The following is a 21255-nucleotide window of genomic DNA, read 5'->3' as shown; positions in this document are numbered from 1 at the left end:
CGCCGACCGGGCTCGCGGATACCTGTGCCCGATTCGGCCGCCCCGACACGGGCGGGCGCGCCGGCTCAGGTGTCGAAGGTCCAGGCGAACATGACGTGGTCGGACTCGGTGTCGGCCGCGGCGGCGCGGTAGGTCGCGAGGGCGGCCTCGTTGTCGCGCTCGGTGAGCACCCACATGCCGTAACAGCCGCGTTTGCGGGCCAGCTCGGCCAGCGCCTCGGTGAGGGCGCGGCCGATGCCGTGGCGCCGGTGGTCGTCGGCGACGGCCAGTTCGTACAGGAACATCTCGGTGCCCTTGTCCGGGTGCGTCGTCTCGACGCCGGTGACCATCCCGACCGGGGTGGCGCCCACGTAGGCGAGCAGGATGTGATGCCCCGCCTCGCCCAGGAAGCGGGCCGCCCAGTCCGGGCGTACCGGGTCGTCGAAGAGGTCCCCGGCCGCGATCACGTCCGCCACCGTCGTCACACGCCGAATCGTCGCCACGTTCGTATCCACGACGACATTCAACGAGATTTGCTCCCATTCCAGAAGCCGTTGCAGGCAATGGACACACCATGGTCGGGGTGCGTGCCGGGACGCTTCGGCCTTGATTGCGGGCATTGGTGTGGGTCGGCGGCGTAGCTTTCGGTCGGGACGTCGCCCGGGTCAGGAGATCGGTCGGCTCAGGAGCAGTGTCTCGATGCGGTGCAGTCTCGCGTCGAGCGCGGCGATGTCGCTCTTGTCGGCGCTCTGGTCGGCCCGGCGCAGGACGACCAGGAGGGCGCCGCCGGGTTCGAGGGTGACGGTGGTGGTTTCCGCGATGTCGTCGCCGCCCTGATGCTTGACCGCCGCGTCCAGGTCGGCGAGCCGCAGGCCCATCCTGGTGATCCGGGCGTGGTCGTAGGCGCCGTCCCGGGCGAGCACGGTGGCGGTGCCCTCGAAGGCCTTGGCGAAGCCGTCCCAGCGCGCCGAACAGCGGACCATCGCGGCGTTGAACAGGAGCAGCACGACGGCGCCGAACAGCGCGCCCGTGACCGAGTCGTCGGGGCCGATGATCGCGTTCTGCACGACGTTGGACAGCAGCAGCATGACCACCAGGTCGGAGGTGTTGAGCTGGGCCAGTTCGCGTTTGCCCGTCCACCGCAGCAGGCCCACGATCGCGATGTAGACGAGGATCGTGCGGAGCGCCTTCTCGGTCCACGGGATGCCGGAGACCAGCATGTCGTGCCACATGGCGGCAAGAATATGGGTGATTTGCTACTTTTCTGCGCATTGGTGATCCGCGGCTGGAGGCGATTCGGGGGCCGGGACCCGGCTACTTGTCGGACGACCTCATGCCGAACGACAGTGCGCGGCGCACGTCGCGGCCGGCCTGGCGGGATTGAGCCCAGACGGTGCGCGAGATCGCGCCGATCGGGCCGAGCGTCGCGTGCCAACCGTGGGCGATCGCGCGCGTGGTGGGTGTCAGGACCGACGTCCTCGCCCATATCAGCGGTCGCCCGATCAGTACGCGCAGCGCCCGAGCGGTCGCGCCGCCCAGGAGCACCGTACGGCGCCCGATCCGGATCGCCGGTCGGACCGTCGTGAAGCGCAGCCCCCGACCGATCGACCGGGTGGCCGATATGGTCTTGCGGCCGGTCCATCGGCCGAGGCGCACGGTCTTGCGGCCGGCCCAGCGCGCCGGCACCACGGTCAGCAAGCGCAGCGCCCGGCCGATCAACCGGGCCAGGAGTACGGTCTTGCGGCCGGCCCAGCGCAGCGGCAGCACGATCAGGAAGCGCAGCGCCCGGCCGAGTGCGCGGACGAGGCGGACGACCCGATGCCAGGCCCAGACCACCGGTCGGGCGACGGCCACGTCGAACACGATCGCGATGCCGCGCCCGACCGCCGCCATGCCGCGCCCGACGAGCCGCAGCGCGCGCACGGTGCCTCGGCCGGCCCAGCGGATCGGGACGACGAGGCCGAGGTACAGCCCGCGTGCCACGAAGCGGGCGCCCAAGCGCAGGCCGCGCCCGATCAGGTCGGCTCCGCGGGCCAGGCCGCGGAGCACCCATCCGGCCGGCGTCAGCACCACGTGCCGGAGCGCGAAGCCCACGCCCCGCCCGAGCACGACCAGACCACGTCGGCCGACCCGCGCCCCGGCCACCACCCCGCGCCACAGCCACTTCAGCGGCACGATCAGTACGTAGTGGAGCCACCGTCCGAAGCCGCGACCGAGCACCCGGGCGGTCCGCCAACCCCACCGGGCGGGCACCACGAGAAGGAAGTACAGGGCACGTGCGGTCGCGGTGCCCAGCAGGTGGGCGGCGCGGATCACGAACCGGGCGAGCGCAACCAGCGCGGCGCCGAGCGGAGGCAGCAGCACGGTCCGGACCCACCGCAGCGGCAGCACGATGGCATAGCGGCCGAACAGCCGCAGCCCGCGCCACAACACGCCGACGGCCAGCCACCGCAACCCCCGGCCCACCGCGAACACACCGGCCCGCACGGCCTTCGCGAGCGGGACCAGGATCAGCTCCCACACCCATATGTCGAGCCGGCGCCCGATGGCCAGGATCGCCCGCACGATCGGGATCAGGAACCAGTTCCGCACCGCGAACCCGAGCGCGCGTCCCAGCACCACCAGAAGCCGACCGGCCGGGAACAGGATCCGGTCCCGGGTGCTCCGGCCGAGCACCTTGAGCAGTTCCCAAGCCAATCGGGTCGGCAACAACACGATCACCGCGAGAATGCGGATCGGCCAGCGGATCAAATCGTAGATCAGGCCGGTCGGTTCCGGTGCGGGCGTGGGAGCCTGACGCCCTGTCGTCGGATGGTCGGTCGCGCGACGGTCCGGCTTCCGAACATCCGTCTTTCGAAGGTCCGTCACTTCTCGGTCCGTCAGGTGATCGAGCGGCGCCCGAGCGAGCGTCGTCTGCCCATCGAGGGCCGGGTGTTCGTCGTCGTGCCGTGCGGCCGAAAGGCCCTTGCGCAGATCAATCGGAACATGACCGTCCGGTTGATCGCCGTCGTGCGCGGTTTCCTGCATGCGTCCCCCCGAGGTGGCCCGGCTCCCCGCCGGATCCTGCCTCCTTGGGACACCGTGGCCGGTGAATCCTCACGCTTCGCGCGAACAATCTTCCGGACGGAGATCGACGCGGAGATCGACGCGGAGTCCACGCGGAGTCGACGCGGACGAATGCCCCGGCCCCCCGCACCCCCGAGACGCCGCCGGCGCGCAGGCCCGGTCCGCGCGGCGCCGAGGCGATCGCGCGGACCGCGTGGGCGGATTTCCTGACCGCCCTGTTGACCGCCGCCGGTGCCCGGGTCGAGCGGGTGTCGGTGGCGCGCGACCAGGGTGAGCGGGCGGCGCTGCGGGTCCTGCCGACAGGACAGCGCGAATCGGTCTCGGGCGTGGTGTCGCTGTCGGCCCTGGCCGAGGGCACCGTGATCGGCCCGGCGGGTCGCTGGGACCGGCGGGCGTACCGGCCGCTGCCGCACGACCCGATCGGCATCACCGGTGACCACTTCACCGTGCTGGAGGACCACGCCGACCTGACGGCGGCGACGATCGCGGACCGGGCGGCCGGACTGTCCGGATGACCCGCTCCACCACCGAAGTGTCACGCAACACCACTACGAGGCTGGGAAATTCATGACGAAGGTACTGTCCCCGGCGGATCTCGCCGAGATCCACCGCACGCTCGCATTGTTCGCGCATTCGGGCAGGCCCGACCGACGTATCCGGGGTGGGACCCGCAGGCACCGCCTCGGGCCCCACCCGACCGGCTCAGCCCCGGCGGGCCACCGCGATCGTGGTCAGCGCGATGCCCGCGTCGACCTGCCAGCGCCCGGCGAACCCGTCCAGCGGGCGATCCTCGATCAACAACCGGGCGGCGAACGTGCTGGCCGCGGGGTCGAACTCGATCTCCGCCTCGGCGAAGTCCAACCAGCGCTCGGTGAGCGGGAACCACGCCTTGTAGACCGACTCCTTGGCGCTGAACAGCAGCCGGTCCCAGGCGATCTCGGGTCGGCCCGCGGCCAGGTCGGCCAGGTGTTTGCGTTCGGTCTCCGACGAGACGGTCGTCAACACCCCTTCGGGCAGCGGCAATGCGGGTTCGGCGTCGATGCCCAGGGTCAGCAGCACGTCCCGGTCCGCGACGGCCGCAGCGCGATATCCCGCACAGTGCGTCATGCTGCCGACCACGCCGGCCGGCCAGCCGGGCGCACCACGCAGTCCCGGCAGCAGCGGCGCTGCCGGCACCCCCATCCGGGCCAACGCGCGTCGCGCGCACCTGCGTACGGTGGTGAACTCGCGGCGGCGCTTGTCCACCGCCTTGGTCAGCAGCGCCTCCTCGGCCGGGAACAGCGGCGGCCCGTCGGGGTCGTCGAAGGATTCCTCGGCGAAGACCTCGGGCGGCAGTACACGGGCGATCATCGAACCTCCGGCGTCGGCTTGCGAGGTGGTCATCGGGCGCCCGCCGGCCGGCCCGGGCGGGTGGTCCCGCCGGCCCCGGCGGCGTCGGCGGTTTCGGCGGGCACGATCCGGCGCGGGATCGGCCGCCGCAGCCCGTTCTTGCGCTCGCGCGGATAACCGAGCGAGACCTCCTCGAAGCGCACCCCGTCGTACCACGTGGTGCGCGGGATGTGCAGATGGCCGTACACCACGGCGGCGGTCGGGAAGCGGCGATGCCAGTCCGCGGTGAGGTCGGTGCCGCACCACTGCACGAACTCCGGGTACCACATCACGTCCGTGGGCTGCCGGACCAGCGGGAAGTGATTGACCATCAGCAGCGGCGCGGCCGGATCGGCCGCCGCCGCGAGCCGGCCCTCGCTGTACGCCACCCGGGCCCGGCACCACTCACCGCGGCTCGGATAGGGGTCGGGGTGCAACATGAACTCGTCGCTGCACACCACGCCGGCCTCGTATGCGGCGTCCAGCGCCTCCTGCTGCGTGGCCGCGCCCGGTGGGCGCCAGGTGTAGTCGTAGAGCACGAACAGCGGTGCCACGGTGACCGGGCCGCCCGGTCCGTCCCAGACCGCGAACGGATCCTCGGGGGTGAGCACGCCCAACTCCCGGCACATCGCCACCAGATGCCGGTATCGCTGTTCGCCGCGCAGTTGCACCGGGTCGTCCGGCGCCGACCACAACTCGTGATTGCCGGGAACCCACACCACCCGCGCGAAGCGGTCGGCGAGCAATCGAAGGGTCGCTCGGGTGTCCTCGACGTGCTCGGCCACGTCGCCCGCGACGACGATCCAGTCGTCCTCGGTGCGGGGTCGGATGCCGTCGACGAGTGTGCGGTTGGACGGGATCGCGGCGTGCAGGTCGCTGACGGCGTACAACGCGCGCTCGGGCGAACGGGCAGTGCTCATCGATCGACCATAAGCGGGTCGAGGGGTGCTGGGAAGGCGGACACGGCCGAGTGCAGTTACCGCGCAATTCCCGCGCAAGGTCGCGTAGGGGTAGGTCAGGGGTACGCGACACGCCCGCCGTATGTCACCGTCGTCAGTGAGCAAGGCCGGACTGCCGGTGAGCGTGACCCCGACCGCCAGAGAGAGGGAAGAGCCGTTGCGGTACGAGATTCTCGGCCCCGTGCGGATCGTCGACGGTGCCGAGCCGCGTACGATCGCGGCGCCCAAGCCGGAGACCCTCCTGGCCGCCCTGCTCGCGCGCCGGGGCCAGTTGTTGACAGTCGACCGGATCGTCGCCGAGATCTGGCCGGGCGCCCGACCGCAGCGAGCCAAGTCCACGGTGCACGTGTACGTGTCCCGGCTGCGGGCGATGCTGGGCGCCTCGGGCCCCGCGCGCAGCGGCCCGTTGGCCACGTGTGCCGGCGGCTACATCCTGCACACGGGACCGGACCGGTTGGACGCGGACGCCTTCCACGGCCTGGTCGACCGGGGCCGAGCGGGTCTGCGGGCCGGGCGGCAGCACGAGGCGGCGGAGATCTTCACGAGCGCGCTGGACCTGTGGCGCGGGCCGGCCTACGCGGGCGTCGCACACGGCCCGATCGTGCGGGCGCACGCCGCACGCCTGGAGGCGTCCCGGCTGGAGTGTCTCGAACTGGTGGTCGAGGCAGACCTCGCCCTGGGCCGCTATCGGGAGAGCGTCGCCCGGCTGTACGCGCTGACCGCGGAGTATCCACTGCACGAGAACTTCGCCCGGCATTTGATGGTCGCGCTGTACCACTGCGGCCGCCGCGGCGAGGCGCTCGCGGTGTACCAGGACACCCGCGGCGCGCTTCGCGAACTGCTCGGCCTGGAACCGTCCCGGGCACTGCGCGAGGTCCAGCACGCCGTGCTCACCGGCGTGGAGCCACTGGGCGCGCGCACGGACTCGATGGCCGGCTGATCACGATCGCTTCGCCGGGCGACGACCACGGCGACGACGACACCGGCCACGACCACGGCAGCCACGACCACAGCGGCCACGACCACGGCAGCGACGATCAAGAAGGGCTCGTCCATGACAACCGCCTCCGCCATATCGGACGCCTGGATCCGCCGGTTCCACCCGGTTTCCGATCCACGCTCGCGCCTGGTCGCCCTGCCGCACGCGGGTGGCTCGGCAAGTTTCTGGTTCCCGCTGTCGGCGGCGCTCAAGGATCGGGCCGAGGTGCTGGGTGTGCAGTATCCCGGCCGCCAGGATCGGCGCGCCGAACCGCCGATCGACGACATCGGCACGCTCGCGGACCACATCACCGTCGCGCTGGACCCGTGGCTGGACGAGGAGCGCCCGTTGGTCCTGTTCGGCCACAGCATGGGCGCGGTCCTCGGTTTCGAGGTGGCCCGCCGGCTGCGCGTGCGGCCCGCCGCGCTGATCGCCTCCGGCCGGCGGGCCCCGGCCCGGCGGCGCGACGAGCGGCTGCACCTGCTGGACGACGCGGGGCTGGCCGCCGAGCTGCGCTCGATGAGCGGTACGGACGCGAGCCTGCTGGCAAACGACGAGGTGTTGCAGATGGTGCTGCCCGCGCTGCGCGCCGACTACCGCGCGATCGAGACCTATACCTGCGCGCCCGCCGAGCCGCTGGAGTGCCCGATCACCGTTCTGATCGGCGACACCGACCCGAAGGTCACCCTGGACGAGGCGATGTCCTGGCGCGAGCACACGAACGGCACGTTCGCCCTGCACACCTTCTCCGGTGGCCACTTCTATCTGACCGACCACCAGGCGGCGGTCACGGCACGCATCGCCGAGGTGATCTCGGCGGTGACGGGCCGGCCTCCGACCGGCTGAGCGGCCGAGTCGCGGACACGAGGCGCACCGGCGCTCGCTCGAATGGCTCCCGGTCGCCGGCGGGGCGTCGGTCCGAGGTGAGCGGGCCGGCGGGCATCGGATCGAACGAATGTGCGAATCACGATCCGGGCTCCGCCGGCGGCCCCGGTATGCCCCGCCGATGATCGAGGCATGGCCGGTCAGGATCAAGTTCATGCCGTGTTGCCCGAGATCGAGCCGATGCTGGCCACCGCGGCGCCGTTGCCGGGCGAGGGATACGACCTCGACTGGGGGTTCGAGATCCAGTGGGACGGTGCCCGTACGGTGGCGTACTGTGCGGGCGACGGGACTGTACGGCTGATGTCCGGCGACGGTGCCGACGTTACCCGCACCTACCCCGAGCTGGCCGGGCTCGGCGTGCAGCACGGGCAGCGACAGGCGGTGCTCGACGGCGAGATCGTGGTTCTCGACGACCGGGGACGGCCCGACGTCGAACTGCTGCGGCAGCGGATGGGCGTGGTCAATCCGCGCAAGGTGGCGCGGCTGACCATGGACGCGCCGGTGCACCTGATGCTCTTCGACGTGATGTACCTGGACGGCCGGTCGCTGCTGTCGACCCCTTACCGCGAGCGCCGGATGTTGCTGGCCGGCCTCGACCTCGACGGTTCCCGATGGTCGACGCCCGAGTGGGCGGAGGGCGACGTGCAACTCGCGTGGGCGACGAGCCTGCGGAACGGGTACGAGGGCATCGTCGCCAAGCGCCTGTCCTCGGACTACCAGCCCGGACGGCGCTCACCGGACTGGGTCAAGGCCAGGCACATCGAGACACACGACGTGGTCATCGGCGGCTGGGTCGAGGGCCGAGGCGAGTTGCGCGGCCTCCCGGGGAGCCTGCTCGTGGGTGTCGACGCACCGGATGGACTGCGCTTCGCCGGCATCGTGGAGCACGGCCTGAGCGACGCCGAACGCGGCGAGCTCGGCGAATACCTGGGCGCGCTCTCCCGCTCCGACACGCCCTTCGCCGACTTCGTGGACGTCCCCGGCGCCCAGTGGGTCGACCCCCGCCTGGTCGCCGAGGTCACCGTGTCCGGCTGGACCACGATCGGGCGACTGCGCAACCCCACCTGGCAACGCCTGCGCCCGGACCTGACGCGCCGCTGAGCAGCCCCGCGGCCGGGTCACCTCACGGGTTCGACGGACCGTGGAAGTAGTGGCCCTTGTCGAGGTCGTCGACGAGGCCGGGGCCGGTCGGCCGCCAGTTCAGCAGTTCGCGGGTGAGCGTGCTGGAGGTGGGGACGTCGGTCGCGAAGAAGGCGCTCAGCCAGCCGAAGTGCTCGCCGGCCTGATCGGGCGCGATGGCCGTGGTCGGGACGTCGAGGTGCCGGCCGATCAGCTCGGCGATGGTACGGATCGGGATGCCTTCCTCGGCCACCCCGTGCAGGATCGAGCCCGCCGGGGCCTGTTCCAGCGCCAGGCGGAACAGGCGTGCCGCGTCGGATCGGTGTACCGCGGGCCGGCGGTTGGATCCGTCGCCGACATAGGCGGACACGCCCTTGTCCCGGGCGATGCCGATCAGCATCGGCACGAAGCCGTGGTCACCCTCGGCGTGCACCGTCGGAGGCAACCGCAGTACGGACGAGCGCACGCCTCGGTCGGCGAACGCGAGCGCCGCCAGGCTCCCGGCGGCTCGCGGCGTCACGTCGGCGTCCGGCATGTCCCGTTCGGAGGCCACCGGCGCGGCGGTGAGGCCGAGGGTTCCGCCGGTGATCACGAGGGGCCGATCGGAACCTTCGAGCGCGGCGCCGAGCGCCTCGATCGCACCGCGGTCGGTCGCCGCCGCGATGCACCTCGGCTCCGGTGGCGGCGAGAGCGTGGGCCGAGGCGTCGGAGCGGGCGAGCCGATGGCAGCCGAACGCGCGGGGGCGGCTCGAAGAGGCGGCCCTGGAGCTCTACGGCGAGCGCGGGTTCGAACAGACCACCGTGGCGGACATCGCCCAGCGGGCGGGGCTCACCGAGCGAACGTTCTTCCGGCACTACGCCGACAAGCGCGAAGTGTTGTTCGGGGGCTCGGGCTCGTTGCAGGAGGCGTTCGTGAACACGCTTGCCGCCGCTCCCGAGGCCGTCGCCCCGATCGAGGCGGTGGCCGCGGCCCTCGCCGCAGCCGCCGATCTCTTCGGCGAGCGCCACGCATTCGCCTGCCGCCGCCAACGTGTCATCGTGGCCAACGCCGAACTGCGCGAGCGCGAGCTGATCAAGCTCGCCAACCTGTCCGCGGCACTCGCCGACGGGTTGCGCGCACGCGGCGTCGCGGACCCGGCGGCAAGTCTGGCCGCCGAGGCGGGGATCGCCGTCTTCAAGATCGCGTTCGACTGTTGGATCGAGGAATCCGGCGAGCGCGACCTGGCGGAAGTCATCCGGGAGTCGCTCGCCGAGCTCAAGGTCGTGACAGCGGGCGGGTGATCGCCCGTCGCGGGGCTGAAATCCGCCTATACAGCGGTGATTCGGGCGCGGGACGATGAGGTTTCACATCGAGTGCCAAGGGCGACGACTGCGGAAGAGCCGGACGTCGAACGGGCGTTCCGACTCGGGCGGTTCGACGGGTCAACGGATTCAGGTGCAGCAGCGCAATGCCCGCCGACGCCTCCGACGACGTCCCCACGTCCGCCGAGGAGACCATTCGTGTTCTCGCTGCCCCGCACCCTGTCCGCGACGGCCGTCGCCGTTACCGTCGTCGCCGGCACCGCGCTCGTCGCGCCCACCGCCCAGGCCGCCTCCGCCTCGAACTACGCGGCGCTGGGCGACTCGTACAGCGCCGGCGTCGGAGCCGGCAACTACCTCCCCGACAGCGGCGCCTGCAAGCGCAGCGCCAACGCCTATCCGGCCCTGTGGAACCGAAGCCACCCGGGCGGCTTCGCCTTCGTGGCCTGCTCCGGAGCCAAGACCGCCGACGTGCGCTCCGGCCAACTGGCCGTGCTGAATTCCGCGACCTCGCTGGTGACCATCAGCATCGGCGGCAACGACGCCGGTTTCGTCGACACGATCATGACCTGCGTGCTCGCCTCCGACAACGACTGTTCCGTCGCCGTCGCCAAGGCCAAGACCTACGCCACCGACAAACTCCCCGCCGACCTCGACGCCACCTACGCGCAGATCCGCGACCGCGCACCCAACGCCCGCCTGGTTGTGCTCGGTTACCCGCGCCTGTTCGAACTCGGCTCGTGCTTCCTGGGCCTGAGCAAGTTCAAGCGCACCATCCTCGACCAGGCCGCCGACACGCTGGCCGAGATCACCAGGCAGCGCGCCGGCGCCGCGCACGCCGATTTCGCCGACGTTCGCACCCGCTTCGCCGGGCACGGCGTCTGTGCGTCCAACGCGTGGATCCACGGCATCACGCTGCCCGTGGACGAGTCGTACCACCCCACGAGCAGCGGACAGAGCCAGGGCTACCTCCCCGAACTCCAAGCCGTCACCGGGATCCGGGTCGGCTGACCCGCAGGGCGCCCGGCCGGTCCGGTCGAGGTGGCCGCCCACCCGCCGTCGGGAACGACGGGCAGCTGGTGTCGGCGGACGTGCCGAACGTCCGCCGGGCCCGCCCCCGATCGTCGATGCGATCGGGGGCGGCTGCGCGCCCCATAGCGTGCGGCGCACACCCGGTCGCGTACTCCGCCCGTGTGCGCCGGCTACCGATCACCCCCGGCGCGGTGCCACCCTGGCCTCTCATCACCATCCGGGAGACATCACGGCGGCCACGTTCACCACCCACATCGGCGGCGAGATGGTCGAGCTGCCCGCATCCATCAACGGCATCCGCGCCGCCCTCCCCGAAGAATGGCGCGACAAGTTCGACGAAGAAGTCGGCAACGCCCACGCCCGCGATCTCCCGCTCATCCTCAACCGCTGGGCCCTCCGCCCCACCCCCGCCTGGGACGAGGACATCGCCGCGGTCGAAGCCCTCCGCGAAGAGGAGCGCCAGATCCTGGCCGAGCGTGCCCGGGACGAGGAGGGGGCGCGATGAGCTACGCCCACGTGTCCAACGAAATGACACGCAAGATTTCGCAGCGCCTCGAAGAGCGGTGGCAGCGGTCCCTCGTTCCGGCCGCCGAGCAGGAGACCGCAGCGGTTGCAGCATTCGGCTCCTGAGGCTGTGCCCCACCTGTGGCCCCACTTGATCTTGAACAGGTCTGTGCCCCTCCTGGATGCTCCACATTTTGGGGCCACCCAGGAGGGCTAATTCCTGTGCTGACCAGGCAACTCTGTTCAGCGGGCGAACTGTCGTGCGATGACCATGCGTTGGATCTGGTTGGTGCCCTCGAAGATCTGCATGATCTTGGCTTCGCGCATGTAGCGCTCGACCGGGAACTCACGGGTGTAGCCGCATCCGCCGAAGACCTGGACCGCGTCCGTGGTGACCTTCATCGCCGCATCGGTGGCGATCAACTTCGCCACGCTGGCCTGCCGGCCGTACGGCCGGCCCAGGTCGCGGCGGCGGGCCGCGTCCAGGTAGGTGGCGCGCGCGGAGTCGACGGCGGCGGCCATGTCGGCCAGCAGGAAACCCAGGCCCTGGTGGTCGACGATCCGGCGGCCGAAGGTGGTGCGTTCGTTGGCGTACTCCACCGCCGCGTCCAACGCGGCCTGGGCCAGGCCCGTCGCACACGCCGCGATGCCCAGCCGACCCGAGTCCAGCGCGCTCAACGCGATGGCCAGACCCTGCCCCTCGGCGCCGATCAGTCGATCCCGCTCCAGGACCGCGCCGTCCCAGAACGCGCTGGTCGTGGGCACCGCATTGAGGCCCATCTTCTCCTCGGGCCGACCGAAGGCCAGCCCCTCGGCCGCACCGGGCGCCAGGAAGCACGAGATGCCCCGACTGCCCTCGCCGGTACGGGCGAACAGGGCGTAGAAGTCCGCCTTGCCGCCGTGCGTGATCCACGCCTTGGTGCCATTGATTCGGTAGCCGTCGGCGACCGGGCGCGCCTTGCAGATGATCGCGGCCGCGTCCGAGCCCGCATGCGGCTCGGACAGGCTGTAGCCACCGATCAGCCGACCCTCCAGCATCTGCGGCAACCACCGCTCGCGCTGGGCGGGCGAACCGTAGGTGGCCACCGGGAAGCAGGCCAGCGTGTGCACGCTGGTGGCGACCGCCACCGCCGCCCAGCGAGCCGCGAGTTCCTCCAGCACCTGGAGGTAGACCTCGTACGGCTGACCGCCGCCGCCGTCCTCCTCCGGGTACGGCAGACCCAGCAGGCCCACGTCGCCCAGGATGCCGAACAACCCTTCCGGGTAGGACTCCTCGCGCTCGTGCCGGGCGGCCACGGGCGCGAGCTCGCGGTCGGCGACGGTACGGGTGAGATCGAGCAGGTCCTCGGCATCCCGAGTGGGCAGGAGGCGGTCGACGGTCACGGCTGCTCCGGAGGTCGGGGGCGGCGGGGGAGGAGGGGGTGTGAGATGCCGGCCTGCCGACCCGGATCGGGCGGGCCGGCCGGGGCGAACGGGCCGGTGGGTCAGCCGGTCGCGACGAGCTCGGTGTCCGAGGCGCCCGAGGTGTCCGCGACCGCCGCGGGCGCGGTCAACGCGGCCAGCGCGGTCCGCGCCGCCGTGCGGTATTCGGCGACCCGGGCGAGCTTGATCTCCTCGTAGCCCCGGATCGTCTCCGGCAGCGCCACCAATGCGATGACCGCGTCGACGTTGGCCGCGGACAACTCGCGCAGCGCCCTGCGGACCAGATCGCGGTACTGCGGCACCAGTTCGCGCTCCACCCGACGCACCTCGGCGTAGCCGAACAGGTCCCAGCGGGTCCCGCGCAGGCCGCGCGCCGCGCGCAGCGCCCGGAAGGCCGGACCGGCCGTGCGGCGCAGTCGGATCTTGCGGTTCATCCCGAGGTAGCGCAGCGCCGGCGGGTGCAGCAGCACCGAGACCGCCGCGTCCGGACCGAACTCCGCGTCTCGTCGGGCCTGTTCCACCGGGTCCAGATGCAGGCGGGCCACTTCGTACTCGTCCTTGTACGCCATCAGGTGGTGCAGCGCCTTCGCGTAGGCCACCGCGACCCGTTCACCCGCCGCCACGCCCGCCCGCTCGACCGCCGCGGTCCGGATCGCCCGCACGTCATCGGCGTACCGGCGGGCGTAGGTCGCGTCCTGGTACCCCGTCAGGTCGGCGATCCGAGTGCCCAGCACCTCGCGCAGCTCCGCGTCGCCGCCCGTGCCGTCGGCCAGCACGAGCGAGGCCGCGTCGACCTCGACCACCGCGCGCGGCGGCGCCGCGACGGCGGCGGCCAGTACTGCGGCCGGGTCCACGGCCATCGCCCGACCCCAGCGGAACGCCGCCAGGTTCTTGGCCACGGCCGCGCCGTTGAGGGTGATCGCCCGCTCGATCGCGTCCGCGCTCAGCGGCAGGCAGCCGTGCTGGAACGCGGCCCCGATCAGAATCATGTTGGCGGGCATGTGGTCGGCGAACAGCGCCTCGGACAGGCCCAGCGCGTCCAGGTACAGGTTGTCGGCCCGCCGCGTCGCCGCGTCGATCCGCTCCAGCGTCTCGGTCGGCGAACCGGGCAGCGCGATCTGGTTGGTGACCATCGCGGCGGTCGGCACGATCGCGGTGTTGACCACGGCGATCGTGCGTTGCGGGTCGGCGGTGGCCAGGTTGCTCGCCGCCGCGGTGCCGAGCAGGTCGAAGCCGATCAGCACGTCCGCGCCGGCCCGCGAGGCGCGCAGTGCGCCGTCGATCGGCCGGTTCGAGATGCGCAGGTCGGACACCACCGGGCCGCCCTTCTGGGCCAGACCGGTCTGCTCCAGGCCGGCCGCGTGCAGTCCGTCCAGGTGTGCGGCCATCTGCAGGATCGAGGAGACCGTCACCACGCCGGTGCCGCCGATGCCGGGCATCCGCACCAGCAGGTCGGCGTCGGCGAACCGGGGCTGCGGGAGACCCGGTTCCAGGGGCAGGTCGGGTACCTCCCGGGCCTTGCGGGTGCCCGGCTCGACCAGCAGGAAGGATGGGCAGTCGCCGCTCAGGCAGCTGAAGTCCGAGTTGCACGAGCCCTGGTGGATGTGCGTCTTGCGGCCGAACTCGGTGTCCACGGGCTGCACCGAAAGACACGTGGACTTGTCCCCGCAGTCCCCGCAGCCCTCACACACCCGCTCGTTGATCACCACCTTCTCGGCCGGCGTCGGCAACTGCCCACGCTTGCGCAGTCGGCGCTCCTCGGCCGCGCAGCGGTCGTCGTGGATCAGCACGGTCACCCCGTCCAGCCCGGCCAACTCCCGCTCGGCCGCCGAGAGCTCGTCGCGGTGTCGGACACTGGCGATCGGATCGAGCCGAACTCCGCGGTAGCTGCGCGGGTCGTCGGTGGTGACCACCACCCTGCGCACCCCCTCGACCGCGAGCCACCGGGTCAACGCCGGTACGTCCAGCCGCCCTTCGGCCTTCTGGCCACCGGTCATCGCGACCGCGTCGTTGTACAGGAGCTTGTAGGTCATCTTGGCGCCGGCCGCGACGGCGGCCCGGATCGCCAGCGAGCCCGAGTGGTGGAAGGTGCCGTCGCCGAGGTTTTGCACGAAGTGCTTGTCGTCGGTGAACGGCATCAGGCCGATCCACTGCGCGCCCTCGCCGCCCATCTGGGTCAGCCCGAGCTGATGTCCGCGGCCCTTGCCGTCCAGCGCGATCATCACGTGGCAGCCGATGCCGACCCCGACCAGGGTGTCGTCGGCGGTGCGGGTGGACGCGTTGTGCGGACAGCCGGAACAGAAGTACGGGGTCCGCGAGGCCAGCATCGGCAGCGCGATCCGCGAGCGGCGCTTGGGGGCGAGGGTGGCCAGGTACGCGGTCGCGGACGCGGGCAGGTTGTCGGTGCCGATCCGGGCGGCGACAGCGCGAGCCACGTCGTCGGCGCCGAGCGTGCCGCGCGCGGTGAGCAGCGGGCGGCCGGTGTCGTCACGGCGACCGACGATGCGCGGCGCGTCCGGCCGGCGGTACAGCGCCTCCTTGAGGCGGGCCTCCAGGAACGGGACCTTGTCCTCGACCACCAGGACCTCGTCCAGACCGGCGGTGAGTTCGGCCAGTTCGGCGTCGTCCAGTGGGAAGGGCATGCCGATGCGGATCAGCCGCACGCCGAGCGCGTTGTCGGAGTCCAGGCCGAGGTCGGCGAGTGCGCGGCGGACCACCGAGAACGACACGCCGGCGGCGAGGATGCCCAGGCGGGCGCCCGGGGCGTCGTGCTCGATCCGGTTGAGGCGGTGCTCGCGGGCATATGCGCGGGCCAGGTCGAGCCGACGGGTGATCAGGTCGTGCTCGGCGTCGAGCGCGGCCGGGCCGACCAGCGTCGGGAGGGTGCCGCGCTTGCCCGCCACCGGGACCGGGATGTCCTTGCCCCACTCGGACACGTCCACCGTGGTCGACGCGTCGGCGATGTCGGCGACGATCTTCAGGCCGGTCCACAGGCCGCAGGCTCGGGACATGGCGACCGCGTGCAGGCCGAACTCGACGATCTCGCCGACCGTTCCCGGCGCGAGCAGCGGCATCGACAGGCTTTCCATCATCGGCTCGCACGAGCTGGGCACGGTCGACGACTTGCTGCCCGGGTCGTCGCCGATCCATGCGACCGCGCCGCCGAGCGGAGCGGTACCGGCCATCGTCGCGTGCCGGATGGCGTCCGCCGCCCGGTCCAGGCCCGGGTTCTTGCCGTACCAGAAGCCGGTCACCCCGGCGTACCGCGCGCCCGGGGTCTGGTCCACCAGCTGGGTTCCGGCGACGGCGGTCGCGGCCAGTTCCTCGTTCAGGCCCGCCTGGAACACCACGCCGGCCGGGTCCAGGAATCGCTTGGCGCGACCCATCTCCAGGTCCACACCGCCGAGCGGCGAACCCTGGTACCCGCTGACGAAGACCCGGGTGTCCAGGCCGCGCGCGGTGTCCAGCCGGCGCTGCTCCAGGGTCAGCCGGATCAGTGCCTGTACACCCGAGATCAGCACGCGGCCCTGCTCGGCGGCGTACTTGTCGTCCAAGGAAACGGAGGCCGCGGCAGGCGATGCCGGAGTCGGCGATGCGGGAGCCGGAAGCGAAGGCGAAGCCTGATCTGTGCGCACGGAAGCCTCCGTCGAAGCCCCATGGGGTGGGGGCGGATGGGTGGGGGCGGGGAGCGGCAAGCACACCAACGGCGTCGTCAGGACGCAAGTACCTTGCGAGATCTCGGGGAAAAGACGCAAAGATCTTGCTGGCTGGCGCGCTGGCCGTCACTTAGTTTGCGCGTGCAGTGGTTACCCGTGAGTTGTGTATCGATGTGTGTCGTTCGGACCGAGGACTCTCGGGGTAGCCGAGGCCTCGGTGGGCCCGGCGAGAATCGCACGCATCGTGGTGCGGGCCGAGCGAAGGGCGGTGCGGACTAGATGAACGATCCGAAGGCACGAGAGCAGGGCGACACGCAGGCACGCGCGCGGAGACATACACGGGCACGCGTGCAGGACGCGGAGGTGCGGGAGCTGTGCGAGCTCGGCGAGTTTCGCGACGTCGAGCATCTGTACGGCGGGATCTGGCCACCCGTGCCGGGTCAGGGGCCGCCGGTGGGCGTCGAACTGCTGCGGGCCTTCGCACATGCCGGGAACTACGTCGCCGGTGCCTATCGGGACGGCCTGCTGGTCGGCGCGGCGGTCGCGTTCTTCGGCGCGCCGATCGGCGAGACGCTGCACTCGCACGTCACCGGCGCGCTGACCGGGAGCGGGGTGGGCTTCGCGCTCAAGACGCATCAGCGGGAGTGGGCGCTCGCGCGCGGGCTGCGCCGGATCACCTGGACGTACGACCCGCTGGTCCGCCGCAACGCCTACTTCAACCTGACCAAGCTGGGCGCGCGACCCGTGGAGTACCTGCCGAACTTCTACGGCGACATGGTGGACACCGTCAACAGCGGCGACGCCAGCGACCGGGTTCTGGCGGTCTGGGAGTTGAACGACCCGAGGGTACGGGCGGCCGTGCGGCGCGAGTGGATGCCGATCGAGCCGCCCGCGGACGCCGAGCCGGCGCTGGCGGTGCGGGACGGGCGGCCGGTGCTCGGCGACACGGAGGCCGAGGTCGTGCTGGTCGCGGTGCCGGCGGACATCGAGGCCCTGCGTCGGACCGACCCCGAGGTGGCCCGATCCTGGCGGGCGGCACTGCGCGAGGTACTGGGCGGACTGCTCGACGAGGGCGCCACGGTCCTGGGCTTCGACCGGGAGGCGGGATACCTGGTGTCGCGGGGGTGGGTCGGGTGAGGTCGTCGCGAACCTTCGTGGTGCGGAGTGCGCGGGCCGCCGATCTCGACGCGTGCGCGGCGTTGCTCGCGCTGCACGACGGTGGTCCCGCGGGCGCCGAACCCGACCTGCGGGCGCGCGTCCGGACGTGGTTCGACCGTCCGGACGGCTGCTTCCTGGTCGCGACGGAGCCCTCGGACCACGCCGACCCGGTGGTCGGCTACGCCCGCGCGGTACACCTCGACCCGTCACCGACGGCCCCCGTCGGCTACTACCTGGCCGGAATCGTGGTCGCCCCCACCGCCCGCCGCGCCGGCCTGGGCCTGCGCCTGGCCCGCGCCCGCCTCGCCTGGATCGCCGAACGCGCGGATTTCGCCTGGTACTTCACCAACGCCCGCAACACCGCCTCGCTGCGCCTGCACGAATCCCTGGGCTTCCACGAGGAATCCCACGACTTCGCCGTTCCGGGCGTCACCTTCACCGGCGGCCGAGGCGTCCTGGCCCACCTCGCCCTCGACAATTCCACATGCCTGACCGCGAACCGGCGTTAGCCCGCGCGTTACGCGCCGGGCGCGCGTCCGGGGGCCGGGGCGAAGGTCCAGGCCGGGTGTTGTTTGGTGAGGTAGGGGAGGTGGGCGGTCCAGTCGGTGGGGGTGAGGGGTTGGGCCGGGCGGAGGGCGATGGTTTCGGTGCGGTCGATGGAGAAGCCCCAGGAGAAGCCGACGAGCGGGATGACGTGCGGTTCGATGCTCTCGGCCATCGGGGTCCAGCCCAGGAACGTGTGCGCGAGCCAGGTCATCGGGGCGCGGGTGTCGCGGGCCGGCGAGTCGAAGAGGGTAGGCGCGACGCCGAAGTAGCAGTAGGGCGACCCGGCGTCGGCGAAGAGTGAGAACGGGTCCATCTCGAACTCCGCGCCCGCCGACGCGCCGTCGGTGGAGCGGACCAGTTGCACCCACCCGAACAGTGCGCCGTAGCCACGGGCGGGGTAGACGATCTGCGCGGTGAGACACGGGAAGTCCCGGGCCTCGGCGGTCTGTCCGATCGCCGATGGGTCTTCGACGCGCTCGACGGTCACCTGGATCGAACCGGTCTTACCTTCGCGTGCGAACGGGAGGATCATCCCCTCAACCTGCCCGCGTACCCGCTGGGCGGCAAGGCCGAAAGTGGCCGGCGTGTGGCTGCGGCGCTCAGCGCGTGAGTGTGGTGGCGACCGTCTCGGCGAGGGAGGTGGTCGGGCGGCCGAGCAGGCGGGACAAGTCGCCTGTGGTGGTGGCGAGCTCGCCGCGTTCGATGGCTGCCTCGGTGTCCTCGAACACGGGGACCATGAACTCGGGCAGGCCGGCGGCGAGCAGGGCTTGGCCGTACTCGGCGGCGGGCAGCCAGGGGCGGCGGGGAGTGGTCTCGGGGAGGCCGAGTCGACGCGATCCTCACGGACGGAGTGCACGCCTTTCTCTACGGCCAACTGCCCGGCCGCGCGTCTCGATCGTCCTTCTGAATGCTTCTCTGCCCGGAATCTGCCCGAAATCGGGCAGATTCTTGCCGTCGGCGCGGGCGGAGGTCAGGATCGGGGGGTGGCTGACGGCGAATTGGTGGAGCGGATCGCGGCGACAACCGGCCTGGCGCCTGCCGAGGCGGAGCGGATCGTCGAGGACGTGCTGGCGTGGTACCGCGAGCCGGTCGAGGAGTACGTCCGGCGGCGGCATCGGCACCACAAGGTCTACGGCAAGCGCAACGCGCAGATCTATCGCCTGATCGCCGCCGAACTGAGCGAACGCCTGGTCGCGCCACCGGAGTTGACCGAGCGCCAACTGCGGCGCGTTATTTACGGCTGAGCCGATCGGGCCGGCCCGTGGCCGCTGCGGTCACGGCTGTCGAGGCCGTGCCCGTCGAAGCCGTGCCCGCCGGGCGGGCCGCGCGAGCCATCCATCGGCGCGGCCGAACATATCGACCTGCCAGGAGCAAGGAGCGCAGCATCATGTGCGGAATCGTGGGCTACATCGGCGCGCAGCAGGCCGCCCCCATCCTGCTCGAAGGTCTGAGCAGACTGGAGTATCGAGGCTACGACTCGGCCGGCATCGCGGTGTTGGGCGCGCGTGGTGCGGCCAAGGTGTTCCGGCGGGTGGGCCGGGTACAGGCGCTGGCCGCCGCCGTGCCCGCCAAGACCTCGGGGCGGGTCGGCATCGGGCACACCCGCTGGGCCACCCATGGCGCACCCTCGGAGGCCAACGCGCATCCGCACGCGTCGGCGGACGGCCGGATCCAGGTCGTCCACAACGGCATCATCGACAACGCGGCCGCGCTGCGGGCCAGGCTCACGGCCGAGGGGGTCGAACTGGCCTCGGACACCGACACCGAGGTGCTCGCACACCTGATCGCCCGCTCGACGGCGGACACGCTCGAGGCCGCGGTGGTGGCCACGCTCGCACAGGTGACCGGTACGTACGCGATCGCCGTCGTGGACGGGGCCGATCCGGACCGGATCGTGGTGGCCCGGAACGGTTCGCCGCTGGTGATCGGCGTCGGCGAGCGGGAGATGTTCGTCGCGAGCGACGTCTCGGCGCTGGTGCGGCACACCAGTTCGGTCGTGCACCTGGAGGACGGCGAGCTGGCCACGGTCACCGCGACCGGTTTTCGTACCTTCACCCGGGAGCAGCAGGACGTCACCAAGACGCCGACCACCGTCGAGCTCACCGTCGAGGAGCTCGAACTCGCGGGCCACGAGCACTTCATGCACAAGGAGATCCACGAACAGCCCTCCTCCGTCGAGCGCATGCTGGGTGGCCGCCTCGACGATCGGTTCGGCTCGGCTCGGCTGGACGGTCTGCGGATCGAGCTGCGCGAGCTGCGCGGGTTCCGTCGGGTGAAGGTGCTCGGATGTGGATCGGCCTACTACGTGGGTCAGTTGGGGGCCGCGCTGATCGAGGACCTGGCCCGGGTGCCGGCCGACGCCGAACCGGCCTCGGAGTTTCGCTATCGCAATCCGGTGATCGAGCCGGACACGCTGTACGTCGCGGTCAGCCAGTCGGGCGAGACCGCCGACACGCTCTTCGCGGTGCGCGAGATCCAGCGCAAGGGTGGTCGGGTGGTCGGCCTGGTCAACGTGGTCGGCTCGTCCATCGCTCGGCAGTGCGACGGCGGCATCTATCTGCACGCGGGGCCCGAGGTCTCGGTGGCCTCGACCAAGGCGTTGACCCACATGTCGGTGGGCTTCGCGCTGTTGGCGCTGGCGCTGGGCCGGGTGCACGACCTGTCGCACGCGGACGGCGCGCGGATCCTGGCCGGCCTACAGGCGCTGCCGGGCCAGATCGCCGAAATCCTGGCCGACGAGCAGACCATCGCCGACGCGGGTCGGCGGCTCGCGGATGCGCGCAGCCTGTTCTTCATCGGCCGGGTACGCGGTTATCCGGTCGCGCGGGAGGCGGCGCAGAAGTTCAAGGAGATCACCTACCGGCACGCCGAGGCCTACCCCAGCAGCGAACTCAAGCACGGCCCGCTCGCGCTGATCGACGCGGACCTGCCGACGGTGGCGATCATCCCGGACGACGACCTGGTCGGCCGCAACCTCGCGGCCGCACACGAGATCCGCGCGCGGGGCGGTCGACTGACCGTGATCACCCACAAGGGCGTGGACCTGGGCGACCTCGAGGCCGACCGCATCGACGTCCCGCGCAACGAACCCGAACTCGACCCGATCCTCCTCACGATCCCCACCCAACTCCTCGCCTACCACGCGGCCCGCACCCTCGGTGAGGACATCGACCGCCCCCGAAACCTCGCCAAGTCGGTGACGGTGGAGTAGCGCGGACGCGGGCCCGCTCGGGTCCGGACATGGGTCGAGCCCGTCTCCAGGGCAGTCGGAGACGGGCTCGAC

The 21255-nt window shown here is 71.7% G+C and carries 22 protein-coding genes; 12 read left to right on the top strand and 10 right to left on the bottom strand.

The genetic code is table 11. The features are described from left to right. Nucleotides 1-65: 65 nt before the first annotated feature. From ABZS54_RS09405 to ABZS54_RS09395, 3 genes are all read right to left on the bottom strand, one after another. A complete protein-coding gene (locus ABZS54_RS09405; RefSeq protein WP_355532760.1) occupies nt 66-464 on the bottom strand; it encodes a GNAT family N-acetyltransferase in 399 nt (132 codons plus the stop codon). 180 nt (nt 465-644) lie between these two features. Next, a complete protein-coding gene (locus tag ABZS54_RS09400; RefSeq protein WP_355532758.1) occupies nt 645-1211 on the bottom strand; it encodes a YetF domain-containing protein in 567 nt (188 codons plus the stop codon). Nucleotides 1212-1293: 82 nt separating this feature from the next. Next, complete coding sequence (locus tag ABZS54_RS09395) at nt 1294-2730, bottom strand: hypothetical protein (RefSeq protein WP_355532756.1); 1437 nt, start codon at nt 2728-2730, stop codon at nt 1294-1296. Between the two features lie 533 nt (nt 2731-3263). On the opposite strand from ABZS54_RS09395, the gene ABZS54_RS09390 reads away from it, so the two are divergent. Next, the gene (locus ABZS54_RS09390; protein ID WP_355532754.1) at nt 3264-3560 is read left to right on the top strand and encodes a hypothetical protein; all 297 of its coding nucleotides are present in this window, start codon (nt 3264-3266) and stop codon (nt 3558-3560) included. Nucleotides 3561-3747: 187 nt separating this feature from the next. Here ABZS54_RS09390 and ABZS54_RS09385 read toward each other — a convergent pair whose 3' ends face one another. Both ABZS54_RS09385 and ABZS54_RS09380 read right to left on the bottom strand, forming a co-directional pair. Then, nucleotides 3748-4395, bottom strand: a complete 648-nt coding sequence (locus ABZS54_RS09385; RefSeq protein ID WP_355532752.1) for a 4'-phosphopantetheinyl transferase superfamily protein — start codon at nt 4393-4395, stop codon at nt 3748-3750. Between the two features lie 29 nt (nt 4396-4424). After that, nucleotides 4425-5333 carry a metallophosphoesterase gene (locus tag ABZS54_RS09380; RefSeq protein WP_355532750.1) on the bottom strand — a complete coding sequence of 303 codons (909 nt, stop codon included), beginning with the start codon at nt 5331-5333 and terminating at the stop codon, nt 4425-4427. A gap of 196 nt (nt 5334-5529) precedes the next feature. On the opposite strand from ABZS54_RS09380, the gene ABZS54_RS09375 reads away from it, so the two are divergent. From ABZS54_RS09375 to ligD, 3 genes are all read left to right on the top strand, one after another. Beyond that, nucleotides 5530-6312: an AfsR/SARP family transcriptional regulator gene (locus ABZS54_RS09375; protein ID WP_355532748.1), complete on the top strand. Its 783-nt coding sequence runs from the start codon at nt 5530-5532 to the stop codon at nt 6310-6312. A 114-nt stretch (nt 6313-6426) separates the two neighbouring features. After that, on the top strand, nt 6427-7197 hold the full coding sequence (locus ABZS54_RS09370; RefSeq protein WP_355532746.1) for an alpha/beta fold hydrolase: 771 nt from the start codon (nt 6427-6429) through the stop codon (nt 7195-7197). A gap of 171 nt (nt 7198-7368) precedes the next feature. Next, the gene (ligD, locus tag ABZS54_RS09365; protein WP_355532744.1) at nt 7369-8337 is read left to right on the top strand and encodes a non-homologous end-joining DNA ligase; all 969 of its coding nucleotides are present in this window, start codon (nt 7369-7371) and stop codon (nt 8335-8337) included. Between the two features lie 22 nt (nt 8338-8359). On the opposite strand, the gene ABZS54_RS09360 is transcribed toward ligD, so the two are convergent. Beyond that, nucleotides 8360-8947, bottom strand: coding sequence for a hypothetical protein (locus ABZS54_RS09360; protein WP_355532742.1), 588 nt, complete (start codon nt 8945-8947; stop codon nt 8360-8362). 86 nt (nt 8948-9033) lie between these two features. Here ABZS54_RS09360 and ABZS54_RS09355 point away from each other — a divergent pair, with 86 nt between their 5' ends. The 4 genes from ABZS54_RS09355 (at nt 9034) to ABZS54_RS09340 (ending at nt 11316) form a co-directional block, all read left to right on the top strand. Then, nucleotides 9034-9636: a TetR family transcriptional regulator gene (locus ABZS54_RS09355; protein ID WP_355532740.1), complete on the top strand. Its 603-nt coding sequence runs from the start codon at nt 9034-9036 to the stop codon at nt 9634-9636. Nucleotides 9637-9855: 219 nt separating this feature from the next. Further along, complete coding sequence (locus ABZS54_RS09350) at nt 9856-10665, top strand: SGNH/GDSL hydrolase family protein (protein ID WP_355532738.1); 810 nt, start codon at nt 9856-9858, stop codon at nt 10663-10665. Between the two features lie 286 nt (nt 10666-10951). Further along, nucleotides 10952-11191 carry a hypothetical protein gene (locus ABZS54_RS09345; protein WP_355532736.1) on the top strand — a complete coding sequence of 80 codons (240 nt, stop codon included), beginning with the start codon at nt 10952-10954 and terminating at the stop codon, nt 11189-11191. Further along, a complete protein-coding gene (locus tag ABZS54_RS09340) occupies nt 11188-11316 on the top strand; it encodes a hypothetical protein (protein ID WP_355532734.1) in 129 nt (42 codons plus the stop codon). Before ABZS54_RS09345 ends, ABZS54_RS09340 begins: the two co-directional genes overlap by 4 nt. 117 nt (nt 11317-11433) lie before the next feature. Here ABZS54_RS09340 and ABZS54_RS09335 read toward each other — a convergent pair whose 3' ends face one another. After that, a complete protein-coding gene (locus ABZS54_RS09335; RefSeq protein ID WP_355532732.1) occupies nt 11434-12573 on the bottom strand; it encodes an acyl-CoA dehydrogenase family protein in 1140 nt (379 codons plus the stop codon). Nucleotides 12574-12674: 101 nt separating this feature from the next. Then, the gene (locus ABZS54_RS09330) at nt 12675-16247 is read right to left on the bottom strand and encodes an indolepyruvate ferredoxin oxidoreductase family protein (protein WP_355532730.1); all 3573 of its coding nucleotides are present in this window, start codon (nt 16245-16247) and stop codon (nt 12675-12677) included. A 369-nt stretch (nt 16248-16616) separates the two neighbouring features. Here ABZS54_RS09330 and ABZS54_RS09325 point away from each other — a divergent pair, with 369 nt between their 5' ends. Together ABZS54_RS09325 and ABZS54_RS09320 are read left to right on the top strand one after the other, a co-directional pair. Then, on the top strand, nt 16617-17405 hold the full coding sequence (locus ABZS54_RS09325) for a GNAT family N-acetyltransferase (protein ID WP_355532728.1): 789 nt from the start codon (nt 16617-16619) through the stop codon (nt 17403-17405). Further along, entirely contained in the window at nt 17402-17935 is a 534-nt protein-coding gene (locus ABZS54_RS09320; RefSeq protein ID WP_355532726.1) for an N-acetyltransferase, read from the top strand. The genes ABZS54_RS09325 and ABZS54_RS09320 overlap by 4 nt, the downstream gene beginning before the upstream one ends. Nucleotides 17936-17943: 8 nt before the next feature. On the opposite strand, the gene ABZS54_RS09315 is transcribed toward ABZS54_RS09320, so the two are convergent. Together ABZS54_RS09315 and ABZS54_RS09310 are read right to left on the bottom strand one after the other, a co-directional pair. Continuing rightward, nucleotides 17944-18504, bottom strand: coding sequence for a hypothetical protein (locus tag ABZS54_RS09315; RefSeq protein WP_355532724.1), 561 nt, complete (start codon nt 18502-18504; stop codon nt 17944-17946). A gap of 67 nt (nt 18505-18571) precedes the next feature. Further along, nucleotides 18572-18700 carry a hypothetical protein gene (locus ABZS54_RS09310; RefSeq protein WP_355532722.1) on the bottom strand — a complete coding sequence of 43 codons (129 nt, stop codon included), beginning with the start codon at nt 18698-18700 and terminating at the stop codon, nt 18572-18574. A 255-nt stretch (nt 18701-18955) separates the two neighbouring features. Here ABZS54_RS09310 and ABZS54_RS09305 point away from each other — a divergent pair, with 255 nt between their 5' ends. Both ABZS54_RS09305 and glmS read left to right on the top strand, forming a co-directional pair. After that, nucleotides 18956-19216, top strand: a complete 261-nt coding sequence (locus ABZS54_RS09305; RefSeq protein WP_355532720.1) for a hypothetical protein — start codon at nt 18956-18958, stop codon at nt 19214-19216. A gap of 143 nt (nt 19217-19359) precedes the next feature. Further along, nucleotides 19360-21183, top strand: coding sequence for a glutamine--fructose-6-phosphate transaminase (isomerizing) (gene glmS / locus ABZS54_RS09300; RefSeq protein WP_355532718.1), 1824 nt, complete (start codon nt 19360-19362; stop codon nt 21181-21183). The last annotated feature ends 72 nt before the right edge of the window (nt 21184-21255 follow it).

It is taken from the genome of Embleya sp. NPDC005575 (assembly GCF_040605455.1).
GTDB lineage: Bacteria > Actinomycetota > Actinomycetes > Streptomycetales > Streptomycetaceae > Embleya.
This window is presented reverse-complemented; position numbering and strand designations above follow the sequence as displayed.

What these genes read in the sequence shown, in the direction of transcription:
- ABZS54_RS09400 (WP_355532758.1), bottom strand. Translation starts at nt 1,211, where the DNA reads ATGTGGCACGACATGCTGGTCTCCGGCATCCCGTGGACCGAGAAGGCG.
- ABZS54_RS09345 (WP_355532736.1), top strand. Translation starts at nt 10,952, where the DNA reads ATGGTCGAGCTGCCCGCATCCATCAACGGCATCCGCGCCGCCCTCCCC.
- ABZS54_RS09385 (WP_355532752.1), bottom strand. Translation starts at nt 4,395, where the DNA reads ATGATCGCCCGTGTACTGCCGCCCGAGGTCTTCGCCGAGGAATCCTTC.
- ABZS54_RS09370 (WP_355532746.1), top strand. Translation starts at nt 6,427, where the DNA reads ATGACAACCGCCTCCGCCATATCGGACGCCTGGATCCGCCGGTTCCAC.
- ABZS54_RS09315 (WP_355532724.1), bottom strand. Translation starts at nt 18,504, where the DNA reads ATGATCCTCCCGTTCGCACGCGAAGGTAAGACCGGTTCGATCCAGGTG.
- ABZS54_RS09340 (WP_355532734.1), top strand. Translation starts at nt 11,188, where the DNA reads ATGAGCTACGCCCACGTGTCCAACGAAATGACACGCAAGATTTCGCAG.
- ligD (WP_355532744.1), top strand. Translation starts at nt 7,369, where the DNA reads ATGGCCGGTCAGGATCAAGTTCATGCCGTGTTGCCCGAGATCGAGCCG.
- glmS (WP_355532718.1), top strand. Translation starts at nt 19,360, where the DNA reads ATGTGCGGAATCGTGGGCTACATCGGCGCGCAGCAGGCCGCCCCCATC.
- ABZS54_RS09380 (WP_355532750.1), bottom strand. Translation starts at nt 5,333, where the DNA reads ATGAGCACTGCCCGTTCGCCCGAGCGCGCGTTGTACGCCGTCAGCGAC.